This window comes from Curtobacterium sp. UCD-KPL2560 (assembly GCF_001705035.1).
Taxonomy (GTDB): Bacteria; Actinomycetota; Actinomycetes; order Actinomycetales; family Microbacteriaceae; genus Curtobacterium.
The window spans coordinates 1-21,112 of record NZ_MCIG01000056.1; the positions used below are offsets into that span (position 1 = coordinate 1).

The window sequence follows — 21,112 nt, forward strand, 5'->3', positions numbered from 1 at the left end:
GCCGCTGCGCGGAGCGCCGCCGCCGCTGCGCGGCGAACAACGGAAAGCACCTCGCACCACGAGATTCCGTGGCGCGACCTGCTTTCGCCTGTGCGCGCGTCGCGCGCGCAGCCGGCGCGGGCGGCGCGCAGCGCGCCGGCAGCAGAGCGCCGCCGCCGCTACGCGGCGAACAACGGAAAGCACCTCGCACCACGAGATTCCGTGGCGCGACGTGCTTTCGCTTGCGCGCGCGTCGCGCGCGCAGGCGGCGCGCAGCGCGGTCGCAGCGCGGTCGCAGCGCCGACAGCAGAGCGCCGCCGCCGCTACGCGGCGAACAACGGAAAGCACCTCGCACCACGAGATTCCGTGGCGCGACCTGCTTCCGGTTGTGCGCGGCGCCGATCGGCGTCGGCAGCGGCGGGTGCCGCGGCGGGCGGGCGCCGCCGCTACGCGGTGCGGCGGCTCCGCCGCCCCTCGTGCGACCACGCCGACGACGGCAGCAGACTCGGCGGGAGCAGCCGTGCCCGGGCCAGGCGCCCACGGGAGACCGACGCGTCCAGGGCGATCCGCGCCTCCAGGACGGCCCGGTGCACCGCACCGACGTCCACCGCAGCTGCCCCGTCTGGCGCGAACCGCTCCGTGTCGACCGCGTCGACGACGGCACGGAGGTGCGGCAGCACCGTGACCGGCATGCTCGGCGCCAACCGGCCGAGGACCGCGCGTGCGGTGCGGGCGGCCGCGGCGGCGTCGCCGGGCGGCGCGAAGCCGGGCGCGAAGCCGTGGTCGGCGACGTCGTCGAGGACCTCGCGCCACGCGTGCGCAGCCGGAGCGCGACCGGCTCGGATCGCTGCGAGCCGTCGCCGTCGCCGTGTGACCCGGACCACGGCGGGCGCGGCCAGCACGAGGAGCGCGAGGACGAGCCCGAGCACGAGTCCTGCCGGACCGGAGCCTCCGCCACCGGTGCCGGACGCCGTCGCATCCGGGGCCGCCGAGGCCGAGGCGGTCGGGGTCGGGGTGGCCTCGGCCGGGGCGGTCTGGCCGGGCGCGGGCAGCGGCGTCTCCGGGTCGGCCGGTGCGGGCGTGGCCGAGGAACCGGTGGACGGCTGCGCGGCGGCGTCCGAGTCGGGGGTCGGCTCGAAGGAGACCCACCCGGCGCCGCGGATGTAGAGCTCGGGCCACGAGTGCAGCTGCCGGTTCGACACCGTGTACTCGCCGTCCTCGGTGCGGTCGCCACTCGCCCGGTACCCGACCGCGATGCGCGACGGGATGCCGAGCGTGCGGGCCATGACCGCCATCGACGAGGCGAAGTGGACGCAGTAGCCCTCGCGGACCTTGAGGAACGTGTCGATCACGTCCATGCTGTCGCCGTCGTAGCCCTGCTCGACCGGGGCGGTCTCCGAGTAGGTGAACAGGTCGCTGCGGAACCACTGCTCGAGTGCCCGGGCCTCCTCGTAGTCGTTCGACCCGCTGCCGGCGACGCGCTGTGCCGCGGAGCGGATGTCCTCCGGCAGGTCCTTCGGCAGGGCCAGGTCGGTCTTCAGCTGGGCGCGGCTCGGGGTCTCGAAGCCCCGGCCGTCGGCGCGACCGAGCAGGCCGGACTCGGCGATCGTGTCGAGGTACTCGCCGGACGACGTCGACGCACCGTAGACCTCGTACGTCGACCCGCGCTGCGTCGTCGGTCCGGTCGACCGGACGGTGTTCGAGTCCCCCATCCACCGCCACTGCGCCAGGTCGAGGTTCGTCGACTGCGACGTGAGCGACATGGCACCGGCGGGCACGGGCAGGTAGTTGCTCGACAGTCCGGTGATGCGGATCGTCACGTCGCCGCGGTTCGCCAGCCGCGGGTTGACCCCGAGGGCGTACCGCTGCCGGTCGGCCGTGGACGAGGTGCTCGCGTCGGTCACCGTCGGGACCCAGTCGCCCGTGCCGAACTCGTCGAGGTCGGCGAGCTTGAGGTACTCCGGGCGGCCGTCGGCGGAGCGGTAGCGCAGCACCTCGAGCTCGTTCGGCTGGCGCAGGTCCTGCCCGAGTTCGAGCAGCGTCCCGGGACGTCCGGGTTGGATCGGCGACTGGAGCGACCCGGTGACGCCCGACAACCAGCCCGCGTTGAGCGGCACCACGGCGGGGAGGCCGACCGCGACCACCAGGCCGAGGGCGCCGACCACCGCAGCGGGGAACGCTCGCTGCACGGGTCGTACCGACAGCCACAGCAACGCGAGGAAGGCGATCCCGACCAGGACCACGAGGACCGCCGGTGCGGGCTGCCCGGTGATCACGCCGGGAACGATGAGCACGACGAGCGCCGGGACCGCGGCGAGCGCGACGGTCGGTGCGATGGCCGCGAGGAAGAGCGCGACGCCCGCGACCCACCCGATCGCGATCGTCACGACGAGTCGGATCGCGTCGGTCTGCGGCAGCGGCGCGGGGTTGAGCCGGATGGCCGCCATGGCCTCGCCGAGTGCCCCCTGCCGGTCGAGCCACCCGAGCGGGTGCACGTCGTTCAGGACCGCGGCGGCGCAGGACCCGGCGACGAGGACCGCGACGAGCACGACGAAGCGGACGCCGGGGGCGCGACGGCGAACGGTGAGCAGCGCTGCGACGAGCACGGCGGCGAACACCACACCGGAGAGCCACCACCCGATCCCCTGCACGAGCGGACGCATCGCGAGGGCGGCGACGAGCACGGGGACCGGCGCCAGCGCGACGAGCCAGGCGCTCGGTGCGTCGGGTCGGTCGACGGCACGGTCGCGACGAGGGCCGCCGGGTCCGGACCCGGTCCCGGGACCGCGGCCGCCGACACCGTCCCGGTCAGCGACGGACGGCCCGCGCCCCGGACGTCCCCCGCCTGTGGTTCGCTCCCCGCTCACCGGAGGCTCCCGGGTGCACGGGCACCGGTGACCGGCACGACCAGGGTGCGCCACCCACCGCGGTCGAGGATCCCCCGCACCGCCGGCTCGGGCGGCACGATCGTCGCGAGGATGCCCCGGCTCGACCCGCTGGTCTGCGAGACGAGCTCGGCCGCCTGCTCGGCGGTGATCCGCCCGGTGACGACGGCGGTCATCCCGTGCACGTCCCGCCCGCGGACGTCGGGCAGCACCTCGGCGACGTCGCGCGCGTCGGACCGCACCCGCACGTCGGCGAGCCCCACGAGCACGTCGGTGAGGCCACCCGCGTCGCCCGCGTGGCGCGAGCGGCCGTCCGGGGCGTCGCTGACGAGCACGACCCGCGACGTCCGTGCGCTCAGCGCCCGCGCGACGCTCGCCGCCACCACGACCGCGTGCTCGAAGGCCGCATCGCCGCCGAGGTCGGAGAGCTCAGCGAGGACGTCGCGACCGAGGCTCTGGTACGACTCCCGCCGCACGTCGAGGGCGATGACGGCCTCGGGCGGCTGCGCCTGGCTGGTCTGCCGCACGTGCAGTTCGCCGCGGCGCGCGCTCTGTGCCCAGTGCACGCGGCGGATCGGGTCACCCTGCCGGTAGGGCCGGAGCTCGCTGTCGTCGGCGGAGCCGCCCTGACCGACGCGCCCCTCGTCGGCGGACACCGCACCCGCGAGGGCACCCGTGTCGATCGCGCCGAGCGGGGTCGACGCGGGGACGACCACGACCTCCTCGGCGGCGACCACGGGACGGTCGATGCGGAGCAGGCCGAACGGGTCCTCGACGCGGATCGTCACGGGGCCGACGACCGCACGGCCGCGGTGCACCGCGAGCGCCTCGACGTCGAGCACGGCCGGCGGCACGTTCGGTCCGACGAGCGCGAGGACCTCGGCGTCGGACACGCTCGCGAACGCGTCGTCGAGCTGCTCCCGGACGAGGAGCGTGGAGCGGGGGCCGATCGGCAGCGAGGTCCCGCGCAGCGTGATCCGCTCGCGGTGCACCTCGCCGACCTGGACCATGCCCCGCGCGGTGGTCCGGGTCGCGCGCAGCGGTGCGGCGACGACGAGCGCCATCACGACGCCGAGCACGAGCAGGACGAGCAGGAGCAGCCCCGCGGACACCGCGACGCTCGTGCTCGAGACGAGGCCGCCGCCGACGAGCGCGACGCCCGACCCGAGGACGGTCCACCCGCGGGCGGTCGGCCGTGGGAACGGCGTCCGCCGCAGCAGCGCCAGCCCGCGCCGGCCGTACCGCGTCCCCCACGACCGCACGGCCCCGGAGCGCAGGGCGACCGCGGACGGCCCGTCGGGGCGGGACATCAGGAGCGGACCGGCGCCGCCGTGAACGGCACGGCGGTCTCCGACACGACGCGCACCACGATGTCGCGGGCGGTGTCGTCGCCGCTCCCGCCGAGGCCGCGGGCGACCGGCACGAGCCGGTGCGCGAGGATCACCGGCGCGAGGTGCGCGACGTCGTCCGGGGTGACGAACGGCCGTCCGAGCAGGGCCGCGTGCGCGCGGGCGGCCTGGGCGAGGTGCAGCGTCGCCCGGGGGCTCGCGCCGAGCAGCAGGTCGGGATGGGTCCGCGTGGCCCGGACGATCGCGACGATGTACGCCTCGACGTCGGGGGCGACGTGGACACCACGGACCGCCTGCACGACGGCACGCAGGGTCGCGACGTCGACGATCGGCCGGAGCGAGGTCAACGGGTCGCGGGTCCCGCGGCTCGCGAGCATGTGGCGCTCCGCGTCGGCACTCGGGTAGCCCATCGTGATCCGGGCCATGAAGCGGTCGCGCTGCGCCTCGGGCAGCGGGTAGGTGCCCTCCATGTCGATCGGGTTCTGCGTCGCCACGATCATGAACGGTGAGTCGAGCGGTCGCGTCACGCCGTCGACCGTGACCTGCGCCTCGGCCATCGCCTCGAGCAGTGCCGACTGGGTCTTCGGGCTCGTGCGGTTGATCTCGTCGCCGATGACGACGTTCGCGAACACGGGCCCCGGCGAGAACCGGAAGGTGCCCGACGACTGGTCGAAGACGTTCACGCCCGTCACGTCGGACGGCAGCATGTCCGAGGTGAACTGGATGCGGTTCACGGTCCCGCCGACCGATGCGCCGAGCGCCTTGGCCAGGACGGTCTTGCCGACGCCCGGCACGTCCTCGACGAGCAGGTGCCCCTCGGCGAGCATCACCGTCAGCGCGGTGCGGATCGCCTCGACCTTGCCGTCGACCACGGTGGAGACCGACTCGACGATGTCGTCGCCCACTGCGCGGACGTGCTCGATCGGGAAGGCGGGGTCGGTCGGGTCCGGCACGCGGGCCTCCTCGTCTCGGGACAGGTCCGGTGATGCTACATCGGGGCGGTGACAGCCACCGGTACGCCGCCAGGCAGGTGTCCGGGAACGCAACGGTCGTCGCGGGACGGCCGGGAGGCGCGGGTCGCGCCCGCCGGTCGGCCGGCGGTGGTCGGACCATCGGCCGGGAGGCGCCGGTCGCGTCCGCCGGTCGGCCGGCGGGCCGCAAGATGCGGCCACTTCGACCGGCCCGTCGATCCACCTGCGGCTGCATGCCGAGCGCCATCGGTCGGCCACTGAGCAGCCTCGCTGTGCCGACCTCGGGAGACCCGGGTCTGGTGAGTGGCACACGGGGGCGGTGCAGCTCGAGACCGTCGTTCAGGCGTGGCGTCCGGTCCCCGTGCGGTTCGACCACCCAGCCACGTCCGCGAGGGCGCTGTCGGTCGTCGATCATCCCCCGACAGCGGTCTCGACGAAACCGCGCACGAGCGCATCAGCCCGGGCCTGCCGTTCTCGGAGCGGCCGCCTGTCGGTGGACGTCGCGAGGAACTGCGTCGGCAGGAGGGGCGTGCGGTTGAGAAGGTCGACGAGTTCGCGAGCTCGAGGTGGGCTGAGCACGGCGGCGGCTCTCCGTCCGAGCAGCCTGGCCGCGACCAGGTCGGTATCGGACTCGTACTCGAGGAACACGGCGTCCTCGACCTCGTCCCACAGCTCGTTGACCATCTCTGGGGACGAGCAGTACCACTCAACTGCGAGCGCCAGGTCTCGCGCGTCCTTGTCGTCGTACGATGACCGGTCGACCCAAGCTCTGAGCTTCAGAGCCACGTAGCCCGGGGCCGATGGAACGCGCACCCGGTACCCACTCGGGAGCACGAGTTCCGCGGCGTCGGCGAAGACATCCTGAAAACCGAACACGCTCATCTCCTCCCGACGAGATGCGGGCACGACAACGCCGTCGGGTTCCTCGACAGCTTCGCCGAACGGCATGAAGTCGACGGGGATTTCAGCAACCAAGTAGCGCACCCCGTTGGCCCCCGTCGGAGAGTAGCCCGAGGTCACCCTCTCGTAGTCGGTCCACGAATCGATCGCGAGGGCGACGTCGACGTCCTGTGTTCCTCTCACCGGGAGATCGGACGCGAAGACGTCGTGGTGCAGGTGGTCTCGGGCTTCCGCTCCGATCACCATCAGCTTCTCGGACACGACGCCAGCTCCCTCGACGAGCTCCGTCACGACGGCGTCCACGACCGCCAACCGATCCCCCTCAGGCATCGACGAGCCCGGTTCGAGAGCGGATCTCCTCGGCGGCTTCTCGCGCACGGCTGTCGTTCATCGCCATCAGTTCCGCGAACACGAGCAACGGCGGCGCGAGCGTGATCGATGCATCGCCCGCGGACGGCGCTCGCCAGAACATCTCACGCACGAAGACGTTCGGCTCGCCGATGCTCCGCCAACGATTCCGGACGGCGACCATCGGGTCCCACGGACGGACCCAGACAGAGAGAGTCTCAGGGCTACGGATCCACGGCGCTCCACGCTCGCCACTGACCGCGATCTGGACGCCGTCGGCAGGCCCGACGTCCAGTGTCTGCGCGACGAAGCGGCGCGTCCGTCGAGACGCTCCAAGCCCGCTGGGGAAAGCCGCCACCCATTGATCGACGAAGCGGTCGCGCGACCGGCCGCCCGGCCATAGGTCGCGCACATCTCCCGAACGCTGCGACAGGTGATCGACGACCTCCTTCGCCAAGCCGATCGAGACACCGGAAGCCTCGGCTATGCGGCGGAGTGGAGCGTCCACCAGACCCGGCCATGTGAGGAGCGCGAACAGCACCTGCGAGCGCTTGATACTGAAGAGGTTGACGTCTCCAGGCGCGGAAGCGGTTGACACGGCTGCACCTCCGGGACGCCGTACATCGATGAGGAGCGCCTCGTCCCGGATGAAGGCGTTCCCGACGGTGTCGACGAAGTTCACACCGAGCGCACGGAAGCGGTCTGCGCTCTGAGTGGTGACCCTCGGACCGATGAGCAGCCGCGGCCGTCCATCCCCCGCAGGCCAGGGGATCTGATCGTAGGAACTCAGCGTCATCGACGGCACGATCGCGGCGAGCACCGGGCGCCGCCACGAGGTATCCCGTCGCTGCAACTCGGCATCCCAGATCCCGAGGTTCTGGACCCCATCGATCTGACCCGACGCAGAGATGTCCAGCCCCATGACTCGGAGGCGTTCTTCCACTTCTCGCACGATGCCGTGCATTTCGGCGTTCAATAGGTCCACATGTTCAAAATAGTTGAACTACGCCTAAAAGTGAACACGGGCACGAAACGTTCGAAGCTTGCGCACGGAGCGCGCACATAGGGCGCACTGACACCTGGAACGACGAAACCCCCGCCGAAGCGGGGGTTTCGCCATGTGCGGAGACGGAGGGATTTGAACCCTCGGTCCCCTCAAAGGGGACTCCACCTTAGCAGGGTGGTGCACTCGGCCGGACTATGCGACGTCTCCGTGCGCTCTCGCGAACGCTCACCCCACCATACAGGAGGACGGGCGTCCTCTCGACCCGGTGACACGGCCGAGACACCGTCGCACCACACCGCGGGACGCACCGCCGCACCCCTCGATCCCGCCGGTCCCCTCAAGTGGGGACACGAGGGGGTTGTCGAGACGTACCCCGGTCCGTAGTCTCATCGAGCCGCGACCATCACATTCCGGGGTTCCCCCGCAGTCGCGACACAGCACCGGACGTCGTCCCCGACCGACCCGGGCCCCGCGCACCCGATCGCGGCGCCGGGACAGGGACGGCCAGGGGGCGCGGACCCGGTCCGCGCCCCCGCTCTGGGTGCTCCGCACGCGCTCGGGGCGCTCCTCACGGCGGGCGCAGCACGCGCGAGCAGCACGCCGGACAACCTCCCGCGCTCCCGCTCCGCCGGCTGCACACAGCCGAGAAGCGCACCCCCGTCGCCGCAGTCCTCGCGCACACCGCCGCCCGCCTCACGCCACCGAACGGAACCGCCCCGGCAACGCGATGAGGTCCGACGCGAGCTCCACCAGCGCCGCGGCACACCCGTCGAGGTCGTCCCGCTCGGCAGCCGAGACCGCACGCTCGACCCGTTCGGCTCGGACCCGTCGCCCGACCACGGCATCGATCCCGTTCGCCGCCGCGACGTCGTCGGTGAAGAACGTGTCGAGCACGGGCCGCTGCGCGAACAGCCAGTCGGCGCTCACCATCGACCCGCGCCGCCGCAGGCACCACGTGCCGAGCTCGACGAGCGCCCCGGCTTCGGACCGGCAGTCGCGGAGCAGCCACGCGTCGAACGCCCCGGGCTCCGCGGGACCGCCGACGGGCGGGTCACCGAGCACGGCACGGGCGAGCCGGAGCCGCTCGACCATCTGCGCGACCGTCCACGGCGCCACGACGACCCCGACGTACCGCTGCACGCTGACGAGCCGGAGCGACTCGAGCGGCACGAGGGCTTCGCGCACCGGCGTCCGCGACACCCCCATGTCCCGGGCGATGTCGTCGAGCCGGAGCCGCTGCCCCTTCCGGTACACCCCGCGCAGCACGTTCTCGAGCAGCTTCAGGAAGACGGCGTCCCGGAGCAGCCCGCGCTGGATGCCGGTGGGGTCGCCGTTCCCCCCGGAGGCTGCTGTCGGTGCGTGGTCCATCCACCCAGGCTCAAGCACGACGACCACCAGTGCGTGCGGCATCGGGTGACCCGTGGACCGGGACGGTTGCGGTCGGCCTGTGGAGGAAGGACATGCGACGAGGGTCCCAGCACGGGACCCTCGTCGCAGAACATTCTGAGTACGAAATGCTACTTCTTGCTCGACTCCGTCAGGACCGACAGCGGTTGGGTGATGTCCTCCAGGCCCTTGCGCGCCGCGTCCACGCCGAACACGAGCGCGACCACCCCGCCGGCGATCATCACCGCCGAGCCGAGCAGGTACCCCCAGAAGAGCGGTTCACGCGACGACCCGTCCCCGATGAAGGCGCCGTAGATCGCGGGTGCCACGGCACCGAAGATCTGCGCGAGGGCGAAGAAGTACGAGATCGCCTGCGACCGCAGCTCGAGCGGGAAGATCTCGCTCACGGTCAGGTACGCGCTCGACGCCCCGGCCGAGGCGAAGAAGAACGACACGCACCAGAACACGACCTGGACCGTGGCACTGATCGCGTCGGCGCGGAACAGGAACGCCGAGGTCGCGAGCACGAGCCCGGACACCAGGTACGTCAGGAAGATCATCTGCCGGCGACCCCAGGTGTCGAAGAAGCGACCGAGGATGATCGGGCCGAGCAGGTTGCCGATGGCGAACGGGAAGAAGTAGATCGACGTCTCCGCGGTCTTCAGCCCGAAGAAGTTCGTGAGCACGAGTGCGTACGTGAAGAAGATCGCGTTGTAGAGGAACGCCTGCGTGATCATCATCGTCGCGCCCACGAGCGTGCGCGTCGGGTACTGCTTGAGCAGCACGCGCGCGATCGTGAGGAAGCCGACCTTGTCGAGCGGCGTCACCGTCAGGGCCTTCGACCGGTCCACCTCGGGCAGCCGCTGCCCGGTCGAGCGCTCGACCGAGTCCTCGATCTCGGAGACCGTCCGCTCGGCCTCGTCCTCGCGGCCGTGGGTCATCAGCCACCGTGGACTCTCCGGGATGTGGCGTCGCAGGAAGATGATCGCGATGCCGAGCACCGGCCCGAGGAAGAACCCGATGCGCCAGCCGATGTCCTCCGAGAAGTTCGCGGTGTCGAGCAGGTAGATGTTCGCGAAGGCGCCGAGCGCCGCGCCACCCCAGTAGGTGCCGTTGATCGCGATGTCGACGTGGCCGCGGTACTTCGACGGGATGAGCTCGTCGATCGCCGAGTTGATCGCCGCGTACTCACCGCCGATGCCGAGCCCGGCGACGAACCGGAAGGCCGCGAGGAACCAGAAGTCCTGCGCGAGCCCGGCGATGCCGGAACCGATCAGGTAGATCGCGAGCGTGAGGATGAAGAGCTTCCGGCGCCCGAGCCGGTCGGACATGCGCCCGAACACGAGCGCCCCGACCACCTGGCCGACCAGGTAGATCGTGCCGAGCAGCGTCACCTGCTGCGTCGACAGGTGCAGGTCCGCCTGGAACCCTGCGTTGGAGACGATCTGGATCTCGAGGCCGTCGAGGACCCACGACACCCCCAGCCCCACCACCACGCTCCAGTGGAACCGCGTCCACGGCAGTCTGTCCATCCTGGCGGGGACCAGGCTCGTGATCGCCCCGTTCGTCGCACTGCTCACGAGGGCGGAACGTACTCCGGGTTCTCAAGGCGGGTTGCCAGATCAGTCGCAGCTTTACGGCCTCACAGGTTCAGGGAAGTGCAGTGAAAGCGGACGGGAGGCGCGTGGCGGGCCCGCCACGCGCCTCCCGTCCGCCGTGTCGGTGCGCGGGCGTACCGTCGGAAGCGTGACCCGACCAACCATGAGCACGGTCGGCGAGCTCCGCGCTGCTGGACACGTCCAGAAGTCGGTCCGCGCCGAGATCCGCGACAACCTCCTCCAGGCTCTCCGCGAGGGCCGCGACCCCTGGCCCGGCCTGCACGGCTTCCAGACCACGGTCGTCCCCCAGCTCGAGCGTGCGCTCATCGCCGGGCACGACCTCGTGCTGCTCGGTGAACGCGGGCAGGGCAAGACCCGCCTGCTCCGCTCGCTGCAGGGCCTGCTCGACGAGTGGACGCCGGTCATCGACGGCTCCGAGCTCGGCGAGCACCCGTTCGACCCGATCACGACCGAGAGCATCCGCCGCGCTGCCGAGCTCGGCGACGCGTTGCCCGTCGCGTGGCGCCACCGTGACGAGCGCTACGTCGAGAAGCTCGCGACGCCGGACACGAGCGTCGCGGACCTCATCGGCGACGTCGACCCGATGAAGGTCGCCGAGGGCCGCAGCCTCGGCGACCCGGAGACGATCCACTTCGGGCTGATCCCCCGCGGCCACCGCGGCATCGTCGCGATCAACGAGCTGCCCGACCTCGCCGAGCGCATCCAGGTCGCGATGCTCAACGTGATGGAGGAGCGCGACGTGCAGGTCCGCGGCTACGTGCTGCGCCTCCCGCTCGACGTGCTCGTCGTCGCGAGCGCAAACCCCGAGGACTACACGAACCGCGGCCGGATCATCACGCCGCTCAAGGACCGCTTCGGCGCCGAGATCCGCACGCACTACCCGATCGAGCTCGCCGACGAGGTCGCCGTCATCCGCCAGGAGGCCCAGCTCACCGCCGACGTGCCGGACGCGCTGGTCGAGATCCTCGCGCGGTTCACCCGTGCGCTCCGGCAGTCCAGCGCGGTCGACCAGCGCAGCGGTGTCAGCGCCCGGTTCGCGATCGCCGGTGCCGAGACGATCGCCGCGGCGGCCGTGCACCGTGCCGCACGGCAGGGCGAGGAGCACGCCGTGGCCCGGCCGATCGACCTCGAGACGGCGGTCGACGTGCTCGGCGGCAAGATCGAGTTCGAGAACGGCGAGGAGGACCGCGCGGACGAGGTCCTCGAGCACCTGCTCCGGACCGCGACGGCCGAGACGGTCCGCTCCCGCTTCCGGGGGCTCGACTTCGACGTGCTCATCGAGGCCCTCGACGGCGGCACCATGGTGACCACCGGCGAGCAGGTCAGCGCGCGGGCGTTCCTCGAGGGGCTGCCGTCGATCGGCGAGTCCGACCTGTACGACCAGGTGTGCGAGCGCCTCGGTGCGACCGACGACGGCGAGCGTGCCGGCGCGATCGAACTCGCACTCGAAGGACTCTTCCTGGCCCGCCGGATCAGCAAGGAGTCGGGCGGCGGCGAGGCCGTCTATGGCTAGGCAGAACCGGCGCCTCAGCCGCGACGCCCGGTACGGCCCGTACGAGGGCGGGCCCGACCCGCTCGCGCCCCCGGTCGACCTGTCCGAGGCGCTCGACGCCATCGGCGAGGACGTCATGGGCGGCACCTCGCCCGAGCGGGCGATCCGGGAGTTCCTCCGCCGCGGCGGCGCGACCCAGCGCGGCCTCGACGACCTCATGCGCCGTGTCGCCGAGCGGCGCCGGGAGCTGACGAGCCGGAACAACCTCGACGGCACGCTGCAGCAGGTGCAGCGGCTCCTCGACGAGGCCGTCCTCGCCGAACGGGGCGAGCTCGCGCGCAACGTCGACATCGACGACGCCGACCGTGCCCTCGCCGAGGTGCAGCTCGACAGCCTGTCACCCTCGCCCGCGGCCGCCGTGCAGGAACTCAGCGGCTACGACTGGAAGAGCCCGCAGGCCCGGCAGCGGTACGAGGCGATCAAGGACCTGCTCGGCCGGGAGGTGCTCGACCAGCGCTTCGCCGGCATGAAGCAGGCCCTCGAGGGTGCGACCGACGAGGACCGCGCCGCCGTTGCCGCGATGATGCGGGACCTCAACCAGCTGCTCGCCGACCACCGCGACGGGACCGACACCCAGGAGCAGTTCGACGCGTTCATGGCCCGGCACGGGCAGCACTTCCCGTCGGACCCGGCGAACGTCGAGGAACTGCTCGACGACCTGGCCGCCCGGGCCGCGGCCGCGCAGCGGATGCGCAACTCGATGACGCAGGAGCAGCGTGACGAGCTCGACGCCCTTGCGCAGCAGGCCTTCGGCTCGCCGGACCTGATGCGCGAGCTGGGCCAGCTCGACGACACCCTCCGCTCGCTCCGTCCCGGCGAGGACTGGGGCGGCTCGGAGCGCATGGACGGCGAGCAGGGCCTCGGGCTCGGCGACGGGACCGGGGTGTTCCAGGACATCGCCGACCTCGACGCCCTCGCTGACCAGCTCGCGCAGTCCGGCCCCGGCTCGGACCTGGCGGACCTCGACCTCGACGCGCTGCAGCGGCAGCTCGGCGACGAGGCGGCCGTCGACGCGAAGACCCTGCAGGCCCTCGAACAGGCCCTGCGGAACTCGGGCGCGGTGAAGCGCGGCACCGACGGGCAGCTCCGCCTCACACCGAAGGCCATGCGACAGCTCGGCAAGAGCCTGCTCGAGGACGTCGCCGAGCGCATGTCCGGCCGGCAGGGCGCGCGTGACCTCCGCCGTTCGGGGGCGTCCGGTGAGCCGTCCGGCGCCACCCGTCCGTGGGCGTTCGGCGACACCGAGACGTGGGACCTCCCCCGCTCGATCACGAACGCGCTCGTCCGCACCGCCGCCGACGGCCGGAGCGGCCCCGGCGTCCGACTGACGATCGACGACGTCGAGGTCCAGGAGACCGAGGCCCGGACGCAGGCGTGCGTGGCGCTCCTCGTCGACACCTCGTTCTCGATGGCGATGGAGGACCGCTGGGTCCCGATGAAGCGCACAGCCCTCGCGCTGCACACGCTCGTGAGCACCCGGTTCCGCGGCGACGACCTGCAGCTCATCGCGTTCGGTCGCGAAGCCGAGGTGATGGACGTCGAGCAGCTCGTCGGCCTCGACGCCCAGTGGGACAAGGGCACGAACCTGCACCACGCCCTGCTCCTGGCGAACCGGCACTTCCGGAAGCACCCCGCCGCCCAGCCGGTGCTGCTCATCGTGACGGACGGCGAGCCCACGTCGCACCTCGAGCCGAACGGCCAGGTGTGGTTCGGCTACCCGCCCGACCCGGTGACGATCGCCCTGTCGGTCCGGGAGCTCGAGAACGCCGGACGGCTCGGCGCGCAGACGACGTTCTTCCGCCTCGGCGACGACCCCGGGCTCGCGCGGTTCGTCGACGCGATGGCACGCCGGGTCGACGGCACCGTGGTGGCGCCGGAGAACGACGATCTCGGGGTCGCCGTCGTCGGCTCGTACCTCGGGTCCCGCCACGGCGGGACCGGCGGGTTCCCCCGCGACGAGTGGGGGACCTAGACGCGACCACCCCACGGACGGGAGGCCCGGTGCCGGTCGGCACCGCGCCTCCCGTCCGGCGCCACGCACCTCGCGCGCGACCCGGCGGGACCGACGGGGCGGCGGCGGGTCAGAACAGGGGCCAGGGCACGGCCGGGCCGTGCCCCGGCGGCGGCGGGAACACCCCGACCGCGCGGAGCGCGGCGCACCGAGCCCGGGTGTTGTCGATCTCGGCCGGCGTGAGGTGCTCCTCGAGCGCGGTGCCGAGGTCCCCGCGGAGCGCCTCGGACACCCGGTCGAGTCCCTCGAGCTCGTCGGCGTCGAGCGGTTCGCCGATCCACCCCCACAGCACGCTGCGGAGCTTGTGCTCGACGTGGAAGGCGAGCCCGTGGTCGACGCCGTACCGGTGGCCGTCGGGCATCGCGAGGACGTGCCCGCCCTTGCGGTCCGCGTTGTTCACGACGACGTCGAACACCGCCATCCGGCGCAGGGCCGCGGTGTCCTCGTGCACGAGGGTCACCGGCCGGTCGTGCTCGTCGATCGCCTCGAGGACGGGCAGCCAGGGCGACCCCTCGGCGTCTGCTTCGTCGGTCGGGACGAGGTCGACCGCGTCCTGGTCGGGGTCGACGTCCTGCCAGCGCTGCACCATGCCGGGGCCGAAGGGGCCGTCACCGAGCCAGGTCGGCGGGACGACGCCCCAGCCGAACGCCTCGGAGACGAGGAACGCGGCGACCTCGCGGCCGGCGAGCGTGCCGTCCGGGAAGTCCCAGAGCGGCTTCTCGCCCTGCACCGGCTTGTAGACGACGGACTCGCCGTCGAGCTCGGCGAGGAAGGTGGCGTTCGACGCCTCGCGGATCCGGGCGCGGATCGTCAGGGCCCCGTCGGGCGCGGGCGACCCGTCGCTCATGCGTCGCCGGGCTGTCGTCCGGCGGCGACCACCTCGCGCGTCCGCTCGACGAAGGCGCGGGCGCTGCCGACGGGGATCTTGACCTGGAAGACCTCGGCCGGCTCGGGGATCTCGACCACGGACTCGACCTCGTCGCCGTCCTCGTCGGTCTCGGTGACGATCTCGAGCTCGTCGTCGATCGGGTACGCCTCGATGACGACCTGCGCGGTCGCGGGGTCGAAACCGAGACTCAGGGCCCCGGCGCGGAACTCGGGCTCGACCGGCTGGTCGAGCGGTCCGGCGTCCCGGAGCTCGGTCGGCGCGGACGGCGGCACGCTGAAGCGGTTGTCCTCCACGGTGGCGACCTCGTCGAGCAGCTCGGCGACCTTGTCGGCCAGGACCGCGGACTGTTCCTTCTCGAGGGCGACGCTCGTCACCCGCTTGCCGTCCCGGGCCTGCAGGTAGAAGGCGCGCTCACCCGGGCGGCCGACCGTCCCGACGACGAGACGTTCCGGCCAGTCGAAGCCGTGCACGATGGTGGGCATGCCCCGATTGTAGGAGCGCCCGCGTGCACGTGTTCAGGGTCGCGCGGAGTCCGGCTCCCCGTGGCCCGCTCCCCCGCCGACCGCGGCGTCGCCCGACGGCGCCGGGGCCGCGGCGAGCCAGGCGAGGTCACCCGAGTCGGTGTTCGTCGCGACCACCTCGGGCCGGTGCTCGCCGTAGCGCACGACGGACACCGAGGCCGGTCCGACCGCGATCCGCTGGAACAGGTCGAGGTGCATCCCGAGCGCGTCGGCGAGCACGGACTTCACGATGTCGCCGTGGCTCACCGCGACCCAGACCGCGGTCGGGCCGTGCACCGCCTCGACCTCGGCGTCGATGCGGCGGATCGCCGCGACCGCGCGGGACTGCATGGTCTGCATGGACTCGCCGCCGGGGAACACGACCGCGCTCGGGTTCGCCTGCACGGTCCGCCAGAGCGGCTCCTTCGCCAGGTCGGCGAGCTTCCGGCCCTGCCACTGCCCGTAGTCCGCCTCGGTGATCGCGCGCTCGACCCGCACCTCGGGGTCGCCCTGCTGCTGGGCGAGGACCGCGCGGGCCGTCTGGCGGCAGCGTTCGAGCGGACTCGTGACGAGGGCGGCGAGCGGGATCGGCGCGATGCGGGCCGCGGCGCGGTCGGCCTGCTCACGGCCGACGCGGTCGAGGGCCACCCCGGCGGTCCGGCCGGCGAGCACACCGGTCGCGTTCGCCGTGGTGCGCCCGTGCCGGAGGAGGAGGACGGTCGCCATGCGCTCGATCCTAGGCGGCCACCGCGTGCCCGGGCGCCGCCGGGGTGAGCTCGTGCCGTGCGGCTCGCGGACAGTGTCCGGCGCTCCCGGGGCGATGCACCATCATGGTCCGGTGCTCGTCTCGATCGTCTACATGAGCCGCTCGGCGGTGCCCTTCGACGACGACGCCCTGGCCGAGCTCCTGCGCGGGTCACGGCTGCGCAACGAGGCCCTCGGTGTCTCGGGCCTGCTCGTGGCGAAGGGCGGCCGGTTCATGCAGCTGCTCGAGGGGCCGGCGTGGAGCGTCGACGACCGCTTCGCCGCGATCTGCCGCGACCCGCGGCACGGCGAGGTGAAGTCGCTCGTCCGCGAGGACATCGAGCGCCGCCGGTTCGACGGGTGGTCGATGGCCTACCGCTCGCTCGACGACGCCGACCTGCACGGCGAGGAGGGCTTCAGCCCGTTCCTGTCCGGCACGATGGACTTCACGCGCGAGTTCGACCGGACGAGCGCCGCCTGGCTGCTCAAGTGGTTCCGGGACCGCGAGCTCACCGACCGCTGACCCGACCCGTCCGCGAGGGACCCGTCACCGACCGCTGACCCCGGCCCTGTCGAAGGTCTCCTCGACCACCGCGAGCAACCGTGCCCGGTGCGCGGGAGCCGCGGTGGCAGCCAGGACGACGCGCCACATCACGGCGACCGCCGGGTCCAGGTCGGCCCGGCCGCTCCGCACCTCGGCCACGAGCTGCACCCCCGTGAAGTACGGCACGACGGACCCGCCCAGCTCCTCGGCGGTCAGGTCGGTCCGCAGCTCCCCGCTCGCGAGCGCGAGGCGGAAGACGTCGACGATCCCGCCGATCCACTGCTCGTAGAACGACGACGTCGCCCCGGCGAACTCCCCGCGTTCGAGCGAGAGCCGGATGCCGGCCCGGACGATCGGGTCGGTCCGGAGCTGGTCGGCGATGCCCTTCGACGCCCGCACGAGCGCCGCGGTCGGCGACGCGTCGGCGTGCTCGACCGACGCGAAGGTCCGGGCGTTCTGCTCGTCGATCACCGCGAGGGCGAGCGCGAGCTTCGTCGGGAAGTGGAAGTGCAGCGTCCCCTGCGGCACGCCGGCGCGGCGCGCGACGGTGGCGATGGTCGTGGCGGCGTAGCCGACACGGTCCATCTCCTCGGCCGCGGCCACCAGGATCTGCTCGCGTCGGTCCACGGGTCCAGTCTCACGGACGCCGGGTGCGGTGCCTGCCAGCCCCGCGCCTCCAGTCAGGGGGTGGTCGCCACCCGGGCCGGGCGTGCGACGCCCTGCGGTCGGGCTACGCGGCGTGCCGCGCGAGCGAGACGCGTTCCTCGGGCAGCTCCTGCAGGTCGCGCCCGCGGAACCACCGGAGCAGCCAGTCGGCCGGGCTTCCGGCGAGCCCCGCGGGCAGCCCGGAGCGCTCGGTCAGGAACGTGCTGAAGCCGGGCTCGTCGCGGACCTCGACGTCCGAGGGGTTGCCGAACGCCATCGACCAGCCGTCGAAGCGGCGGGCGTCGATCGTCTCGCGGGACAGCGACTTGACGCCGTGGTGCCGGGGGTCGCGCTCGATCGCGGCGAACCGGTCGGCGACGCTCCACGTCGGCCCCTCGAGCACCTGCATGAACCGCCCGCCCTTGGCCAGCAGGAGCCCGGAGACCCCGAGCGCCTCGTTGCGCAGTCGGGCTTCACGGAGCATGGCGACGAGGGCGTCGTCCGTCAGGTCGTCGACCGCGACGGACATGTACACGTGGGAGGAGAGCGATGTCATCGGCGCCAGTCTCCGTCCACCCGCGGACACCGGTCAACGCGGTCGTCCGCACACCGCACCCGAGTGCGGAGACCGGATGGGCGCGCCGCTCGGGTCCGGTTCGCATCGTGCTTCTACATCTCGTAGAATCACGGTCGCGCGGCACGGTGTCGCGCCCTCCGCCCGACAGGACCCCGCGCCCCGATGCCCAGCACCGCTCCGCCGCCGTCACGGGGCTGGTTCGCCCAGCTCCTGCTCCGCCTGCACTTCCTCGCCGGACTCTTCGTCGGCCCCTTCATCCTCGTCGCCGCGCTCTCCGGAGCCGTCTACGCGCTGGCCCCGTCGATCGAACCGGTCCTGTACCAGCACGAGCTCACGGCGTCGTCGACCGCGTCCGCACGGCCGCTCGCCGACCAGGTCGCCGCCGCCGAGCGGTACGTGGCCGCCCACCACCCGGACGACACCGTCGTCGAGGTCCGTCCCGCCCCCGGGCCCGGCGCGACCACCCGCGTGCAGTTCAGCGAGGCGGGGCTGCTCGAGTCGCAGACCCGCGCCGTGTTCGTCGACCCGGGCGACGCCGAGGTCCGCGGCGACCTGCCCGTGTACGGCACGTCCGGGTCACTGCCGTTCCGCACCTGGGTGAGCACGTTCCACCGCAGCCTGTTCCTCGGCGACGCTGGACGGCTCTACAGCGAGACGGCCGCGTCCTGGCTGGGGATCGTGTCGCTGGCCGGGATCGCGCTCTGGGCCTTCCGGATCCGTCGCGCACGCCGCAAGCGGGACCTCGTGGTGCCCGACAACCGCGCCCGCGGGTACCGCCGCACGTTCTCGTGGCACGCCGCCACGGGCGCCTGGGTGCTCCTCGGCGCGCTCTTCCTGTCGGCGACGGGCATCACGTGGTCGCACTTCGCCGGGGACAACGTGACGGCGCTCCGCTCGGCGCTCAGTTGGCAGGCGCCCACGGTCGACACCACGCTCGGCAGCGCGGCGGCGATGTCGATGTCGGCCGGCGAGCACGCCGAGCACCACGGCGGTGGGACGACCGCCGCCGGCACCCCCGCCACGATCAGGCCCGAGCAGTTCGACGAGGTCCTCGCCGTCGCCCGGGCGTCCGGCGTGCGTGCCGACGAGGTGCGCATCCGACCGGCCGCGACCACCGACCAGGCGTGGACCGTCGAGGAGATCAAGCTCAGCTGGCCGGTCGCGATGAACGCCGTCGCGGTCGACCCGGGCACGATGACCGCGGTGTCACGGGTCTCGTGGGACGACTACCCGCTGATGGCCAAGGCCGCGAAGCTCGGCGTCAACACGCACATGGGCGCGCTCTTCGGGCTGCCGAACCAGATCGTCCTGCTCCTGGCGGCACTCGGTATCGCCGCGATGGTGGTCTTCGGCTACGTGATGTGGTGGCAGCGCCGTGTCCCGGGCGGCCGGGTCGGCCGCGCACCGGCCGAGGGTGCGCTCGCCCGCGCGCCCTGGTGGGGTGCGGTGGCCGTCGTGGTCGTCGCGATCGGGCTCGCGCTGCTGCTGCCGACGGTGGGCGTCACCCTGCTCGGGTTCCTGCTGGTCGACGCGCTGGTCACCGCGTTCCGGTCGCGCACCGGCGCGACCGGCTGACGGACGGGAGGCGCTGGTCGCCTCGTTCCGGTCGCGCACCGGCGCGACCGGCTGACGGACGGGAGGCGCTGGTCGCCTCGTTCCGGTCGCGCACCGGGGTGACCGTGTGACGGACGGGAGGCGCGGTGCCAGCCGGCACCGCGCCTCCCGTCCGTCAGGTTGGTGCGGATCAGGCCGAGGCCGACTCCGTGATCGCGTCGCGGAGCGCCTTCGCGGCGGCCGCAACGTCGTCGGCGCTGTAGATCGCGCTGCCGGCGACCGCGATGCGGGCGCCGGACGCCTGGACGGCGCCGACCGTCTCGGGCGTGATCCCGCCGGCGACCGAGAACGGCACGCCCGAGGCCTCGCCGTCGCGGAGCAGCGTCTCGAAGGTGAAGCCCTCCTCGGCCTGCTCGTCGAGCCCGGCGTGCATCTCGACGAACTCGGCGCCGAGTGCGACGACCTCCTTGGCGCGGGCGGCCTTGTCCTCGACGCCGATCAGGTCGACGACGATGCCCTTGCCGTGCTCCCTCGCGGCCTTGACGGCGCCGGCGATGGTGCTGTCCCCGGCGACGCCGAGGACGGTGACGAGGTCGGCACCGGCGTCGAACGCGATGCCGGCCTCGAGCTCGCCGGCGTCCATCGTCTTGAGGTCGGCGAAGACGACCTTGTCCGGGTGCGCCTGCTTGACCGCGGTGATCGCGGAGAGGCCGGCGCTCTTGATGAGCGGGGTGCCGAGCTCGATGACGTCGACGTACGGGGCGGCCTTGCCGGCGAGCTCGAGGGCGTGCTCGGTGGTGAGGGTGTCCATGGCGAACTGGAGCTGCATGGTGGTGTCCTTCCGGTGGTGGTTCGTGGGGGTGTCGGAACGGGTGGTCACGCTCGGGCGGCACGCCGCGGGGCGGTCACTCGAGGTTGGCGTGCCGCGGCCACAGGTCGTCGGCGTCGTGACCGCTGCGCTGCCAGAGCGCGTGGAACAGGGCGTCCCCGAGGAGCACGACGCCCTGCTCGAAGAGGCTCCCCGCGTACTGCGCCGAGGCCGTGCCGGAGCGGTCGGTCTTCGTCGCCGCGGGCAGCACGAGCGTCGTGTCCGCGAGGGCCGCGAGCGGGGAGTCGTCGGTCGTGCTCACCGCGAGGACCCGCGCGCCGACGTCGACCGCGGTGCGCGCGGCCTGCACGATGCCGCTCGTCGTCCCGGAGCCGCTCGCGACGAGGAGCACGTCGCCCCGCTCGATCGCGGGGGTCGTGACCTCGCCGACGACGTGCACCTCGAGCCCGAGGTGCATGAGGCGCATCGCGGTCATCCGGAGCGCGAGCCCCGACCGGCCCGCGCCGTGCACGAACACGCGCTCGGCGTCGGCGAGCAGCTCGAGGGCGCGCTCGGACGGGGCCTGGTCGGCGTCGAGGACGGCGTCCGCCAGGTCCTGGAGCTCGTCGGCGATGAGCTCCAGGGCGTCGGCCGTCGTGGCGTCGTCGCCCGCGTTCCCGTGGTCGGCGGTGCCGGCGCCGTCGTCGCGGAGCTGCACGAGGAGGTTCCGGCCGTCGCAGTCCCACTGGATGCGGACCCGCCGCGCGACGCCGTCGTCGACGAGGGCGAGCACGGCCGTCCGGACGATCGCGCGGGCCCCGTGCGCGACGTCCCCGGGGAGTGCC

At 72.9% G+C, this 21,112-nt stretch carries 18 protein-coding genes and 1 tRNA gene; 4 read left to right on the forward strand and 15 right to left on the reverse strand.

Annotated features, from left to right (window positions below; all coding sequences use genetic code 11):
• Positions 1-425: 425 nt before the first annotated feature.
• The 8 genes from BEP24_RS12255 to BEP24_RS12290 all read right to left on the reverse strand — a co-directional run bounded on the left by BEP24_RS12255 (position 426) and on the right by BEP24_RS12290 (position 10,404).
• Complete coding sequence (locus BEP24_RS12255; RefSeq protein ID WP_141693454.1) at positions 426-2,663, reverse strand: DUF3488 and transglutaminase-like domain-containing protein; 2,238 nt, start codon at positions 2,661-2,663, stop codon at positions 426-428.
• A gap of 179 nt (positions 2,664-2,842) precedes the next feature.
• The gene (locus tag BEP24_RS12260; RefSeq protein ID WP_065963782.1) at positions 2,843-4,174 is read right to left on the reverse strand and encodes a DUF58 domain-containing protein; all 1,332 of its coding nucleotides are present in this window, start codon (positions 4,172-4,174) and stop codon (positions 2,843-2,845) included.
• Complete coding sequence (locus BEP24_RS12265) at positions 4,174-5,166, reverse strand: AAA family ATPase (protein WP_065963784.1); 993 nt, start codon at positions 5,164-5,166, stop codon at positions 4,174-4,176. The genes BEP24_RS12260 and BEP24_RS12265 overlap by 1 nt, the downstream gene beginning before the upstream one ends.
• Positions 5,167-5,595: 429 nt before the next feature.
• Entirely contained in the window at positions 5,596-6,462 is an 867-nt protein-coding gene (locus BEP24_RS12270) for a hypothetical protein (protein WP_141693455.1), read from the reverse strand.
• Entirely contained in the window at positions 6,407-7,396 is a 990-nt protein-coding gene (locus BEP24_RS12275) for a type IV toxin-antitoxin system AbiEi family antitoxin (RefSeq protein WP_083230332.1), read from the reverse strand. Before BEP24_RS12275 ends, BEP24_RS12270 begins: the two co-directional genes overlap by 56 nt.
• A gap of 159 nt (positions 7,397-7,555) precedes the next feature.
• A tRNA-Ser gene (locus BEP24_RS12280) sits at positions 7,556-7,645 on the reverse strand.
• A gap of 486 nt (positions 7,646-8,131) precedes the next feature.
• Positions 8,132-8,806: a GntR family transcriptional regulator gene (locus BEP24_RS12285; RefSeq protein ID WP_065963789.1), complete on the reverse strand. Its 675-nt coding sequence runs from the start codon at positions 8,804-8,806 to the stop codon at positions 8,132-8,134.
• Between the two features lie 149 nt (positions 8,807-8,955).
• Complete coding sequence (locus BEP24_RS12290) at positions 8,956-10,404, reverse strand: MFS transporter (protein ID WP_366556886.1); 1,449 nt, start codon at positions 10,402-10,404, stop codon at positions 8,956-8,958.
• 181 nt (positions 10,405-10,585) lie between these two features.
• Between BEP24_RS12290 and BEP24_RS12295 the strand changes: the two genes are divergently transcribed.
• Positions 10,586-11,956, forward strand: coding sequence for an AAA family ATPase (locus tag BEP24_RS12295; protein ID WP_065963792.1), 1,371 nt, complete (start codon positions 10,586-10,588; stop codon positions 11,954-11,956).
• Complete coding sequence (locus BEP24_RS12300; RefSeq protein ID WP_065963795.1) at positions 11,949-13,967, forward strand: VWA domain-containing protein; 2,019 nt, start codon at positions 11,949-11,951, stop codon at positions 13,965-13,967. Before BEP24_RS12295 ends, BEP24_RS12300 begins: the two co-directional genes overlap by 8 nt.
• 109 nt (positions 13,968-14,076) lie before the next feature.
• Here BEP24_RS12300 and BEP24_RS12305 read toward each other — a convergent pair whose 3' ends face one another.
• From BEP24_RS12305 to BEP24_RS12315, 3 genes are read right to left on the reverse strand one after another with little or no spacing between them, the layout of a single operon-like run.
• Entirely contained in the window at positions 14,077-14,853 is a 777-nt protein-coding gene (locus tag BEP24_RS12305) for an SCO1664 family protein (protein ID WP_065963796.1), read from the reverse strand.
• Positions 14,850-15,377 (reverse strand): DUF3090 domain-containing protein, encoded by a 528-nt coding sequence (locus BEP24_RS12310; protein ID WP_065963798.1) that lies wholly within the window; start codon positions 15,375-15,377, stop codon positions 14,850-14,852. The genes BEP24_RS12305 and BEP24_RS12310 overlap by 4 nt, the downstream gene beginning before the upstream one ends.
• A gap of 33 nt (positions 15,378-15,410) precedes the next feature.
• Positions 15,411-16,121, reverse strand: coding sequence for an MSMEG_4193 family putative phosphomutase (locus tag BEP24_RS12315; RefSeq protein WP_065963801.1), 711 nt, complete (start codon positions 16,119-16,121; stop codon positions 15,411-15,413).
• 112 nt (positions 16,122-16,233) lie between these two features.
• Between BEP24_RS12315 and BEP24_RS12320 the strand changes: the two genes are divergently transcribed.
• Positions 16,234-16,662 (forward strand): BLUF domain-containing protein, encoded by a 429-nt coding sequence (locus tag BEP24_RS12320; RefSeq protein WP_171898807.1) that lies wholly within the window; start codon positions 16,234-16,236, stop codon positions 16,660-16,662.
• 24 nt (positions 16,663-16,686) lie between these two features.
• Here BEP24_RS12320 and BEP24_RS12325 read toward each other — a convergent pair whose 3' ends face one another.
• Complete coding sequence (locus tag BEP24_RS12325; protein ID WP_065963805.1) at positions 16,687-17,310, reverse strand: ScbR family autoregulator-binding transcription factor; 624 nt, start codon at positions 17,308-17,310, stop codon at positions 16,687-16,689.
• 103 nt (positions 17,311-17,413) lie between these two features.
• Positions 17,414-17,884, reverse strand: a complete 471-nt coding sequence (locus BEP24_RS12330; RefSeq protein ID WP_065963807.1) for a BLUF domain-containing protein — start codon at positions 17,882-17,884, stop codon at positions 17,414-17,416.
• Positions 17,885-18,067: 183 nt separating this feature from the next.
• Here BEP24_RS12330 and BEP24_RS12335 point away from each other — a divergent pair, with 183 nt between their 5' ends.
• Positions 18,068-19,480 (forward strand): PepSY domain-containing protein, encoded by a 1,413-nt coding sequence (locus BEP24_RS12335; RefSeq protein ID WP_065963810.1) that lies wholly within the window; start codon positions 18,068-18,070, stop codon positions 19,478-19,480.
• A gap of 169 nt (positions 19,481-19,649) precedes the next feature.
• Here the strand turns inward: BEP24_RS12335 and hxlA are convergent, their stop codons facing one another.
• A complete protein-coding gene (hxlA, locus tag BEP24_RS12340; RefSeq protein WP_065963813.1) occupies positions 19,650-20,288 on the reverse strand; it encodes a 3-hexulose-6-phosphate synthase in 639 nt (212 codons plus the stop codon).
• 76 nt (positions 20,289-20,364) lie between these two features.
• Positions 20,365-20,880, reverse strand: coding sequence for a 6-phospho-3-hexuloisomerase (gene hxlB / locus BEP24_RS12345; protein WP_253181677.1), 516 nt, complete (start codon positions 20,878-20,880; stop codon positions 20,365-20,367).
• Positions 20,881-21,112: the final 232 nt, after the last annotated feature.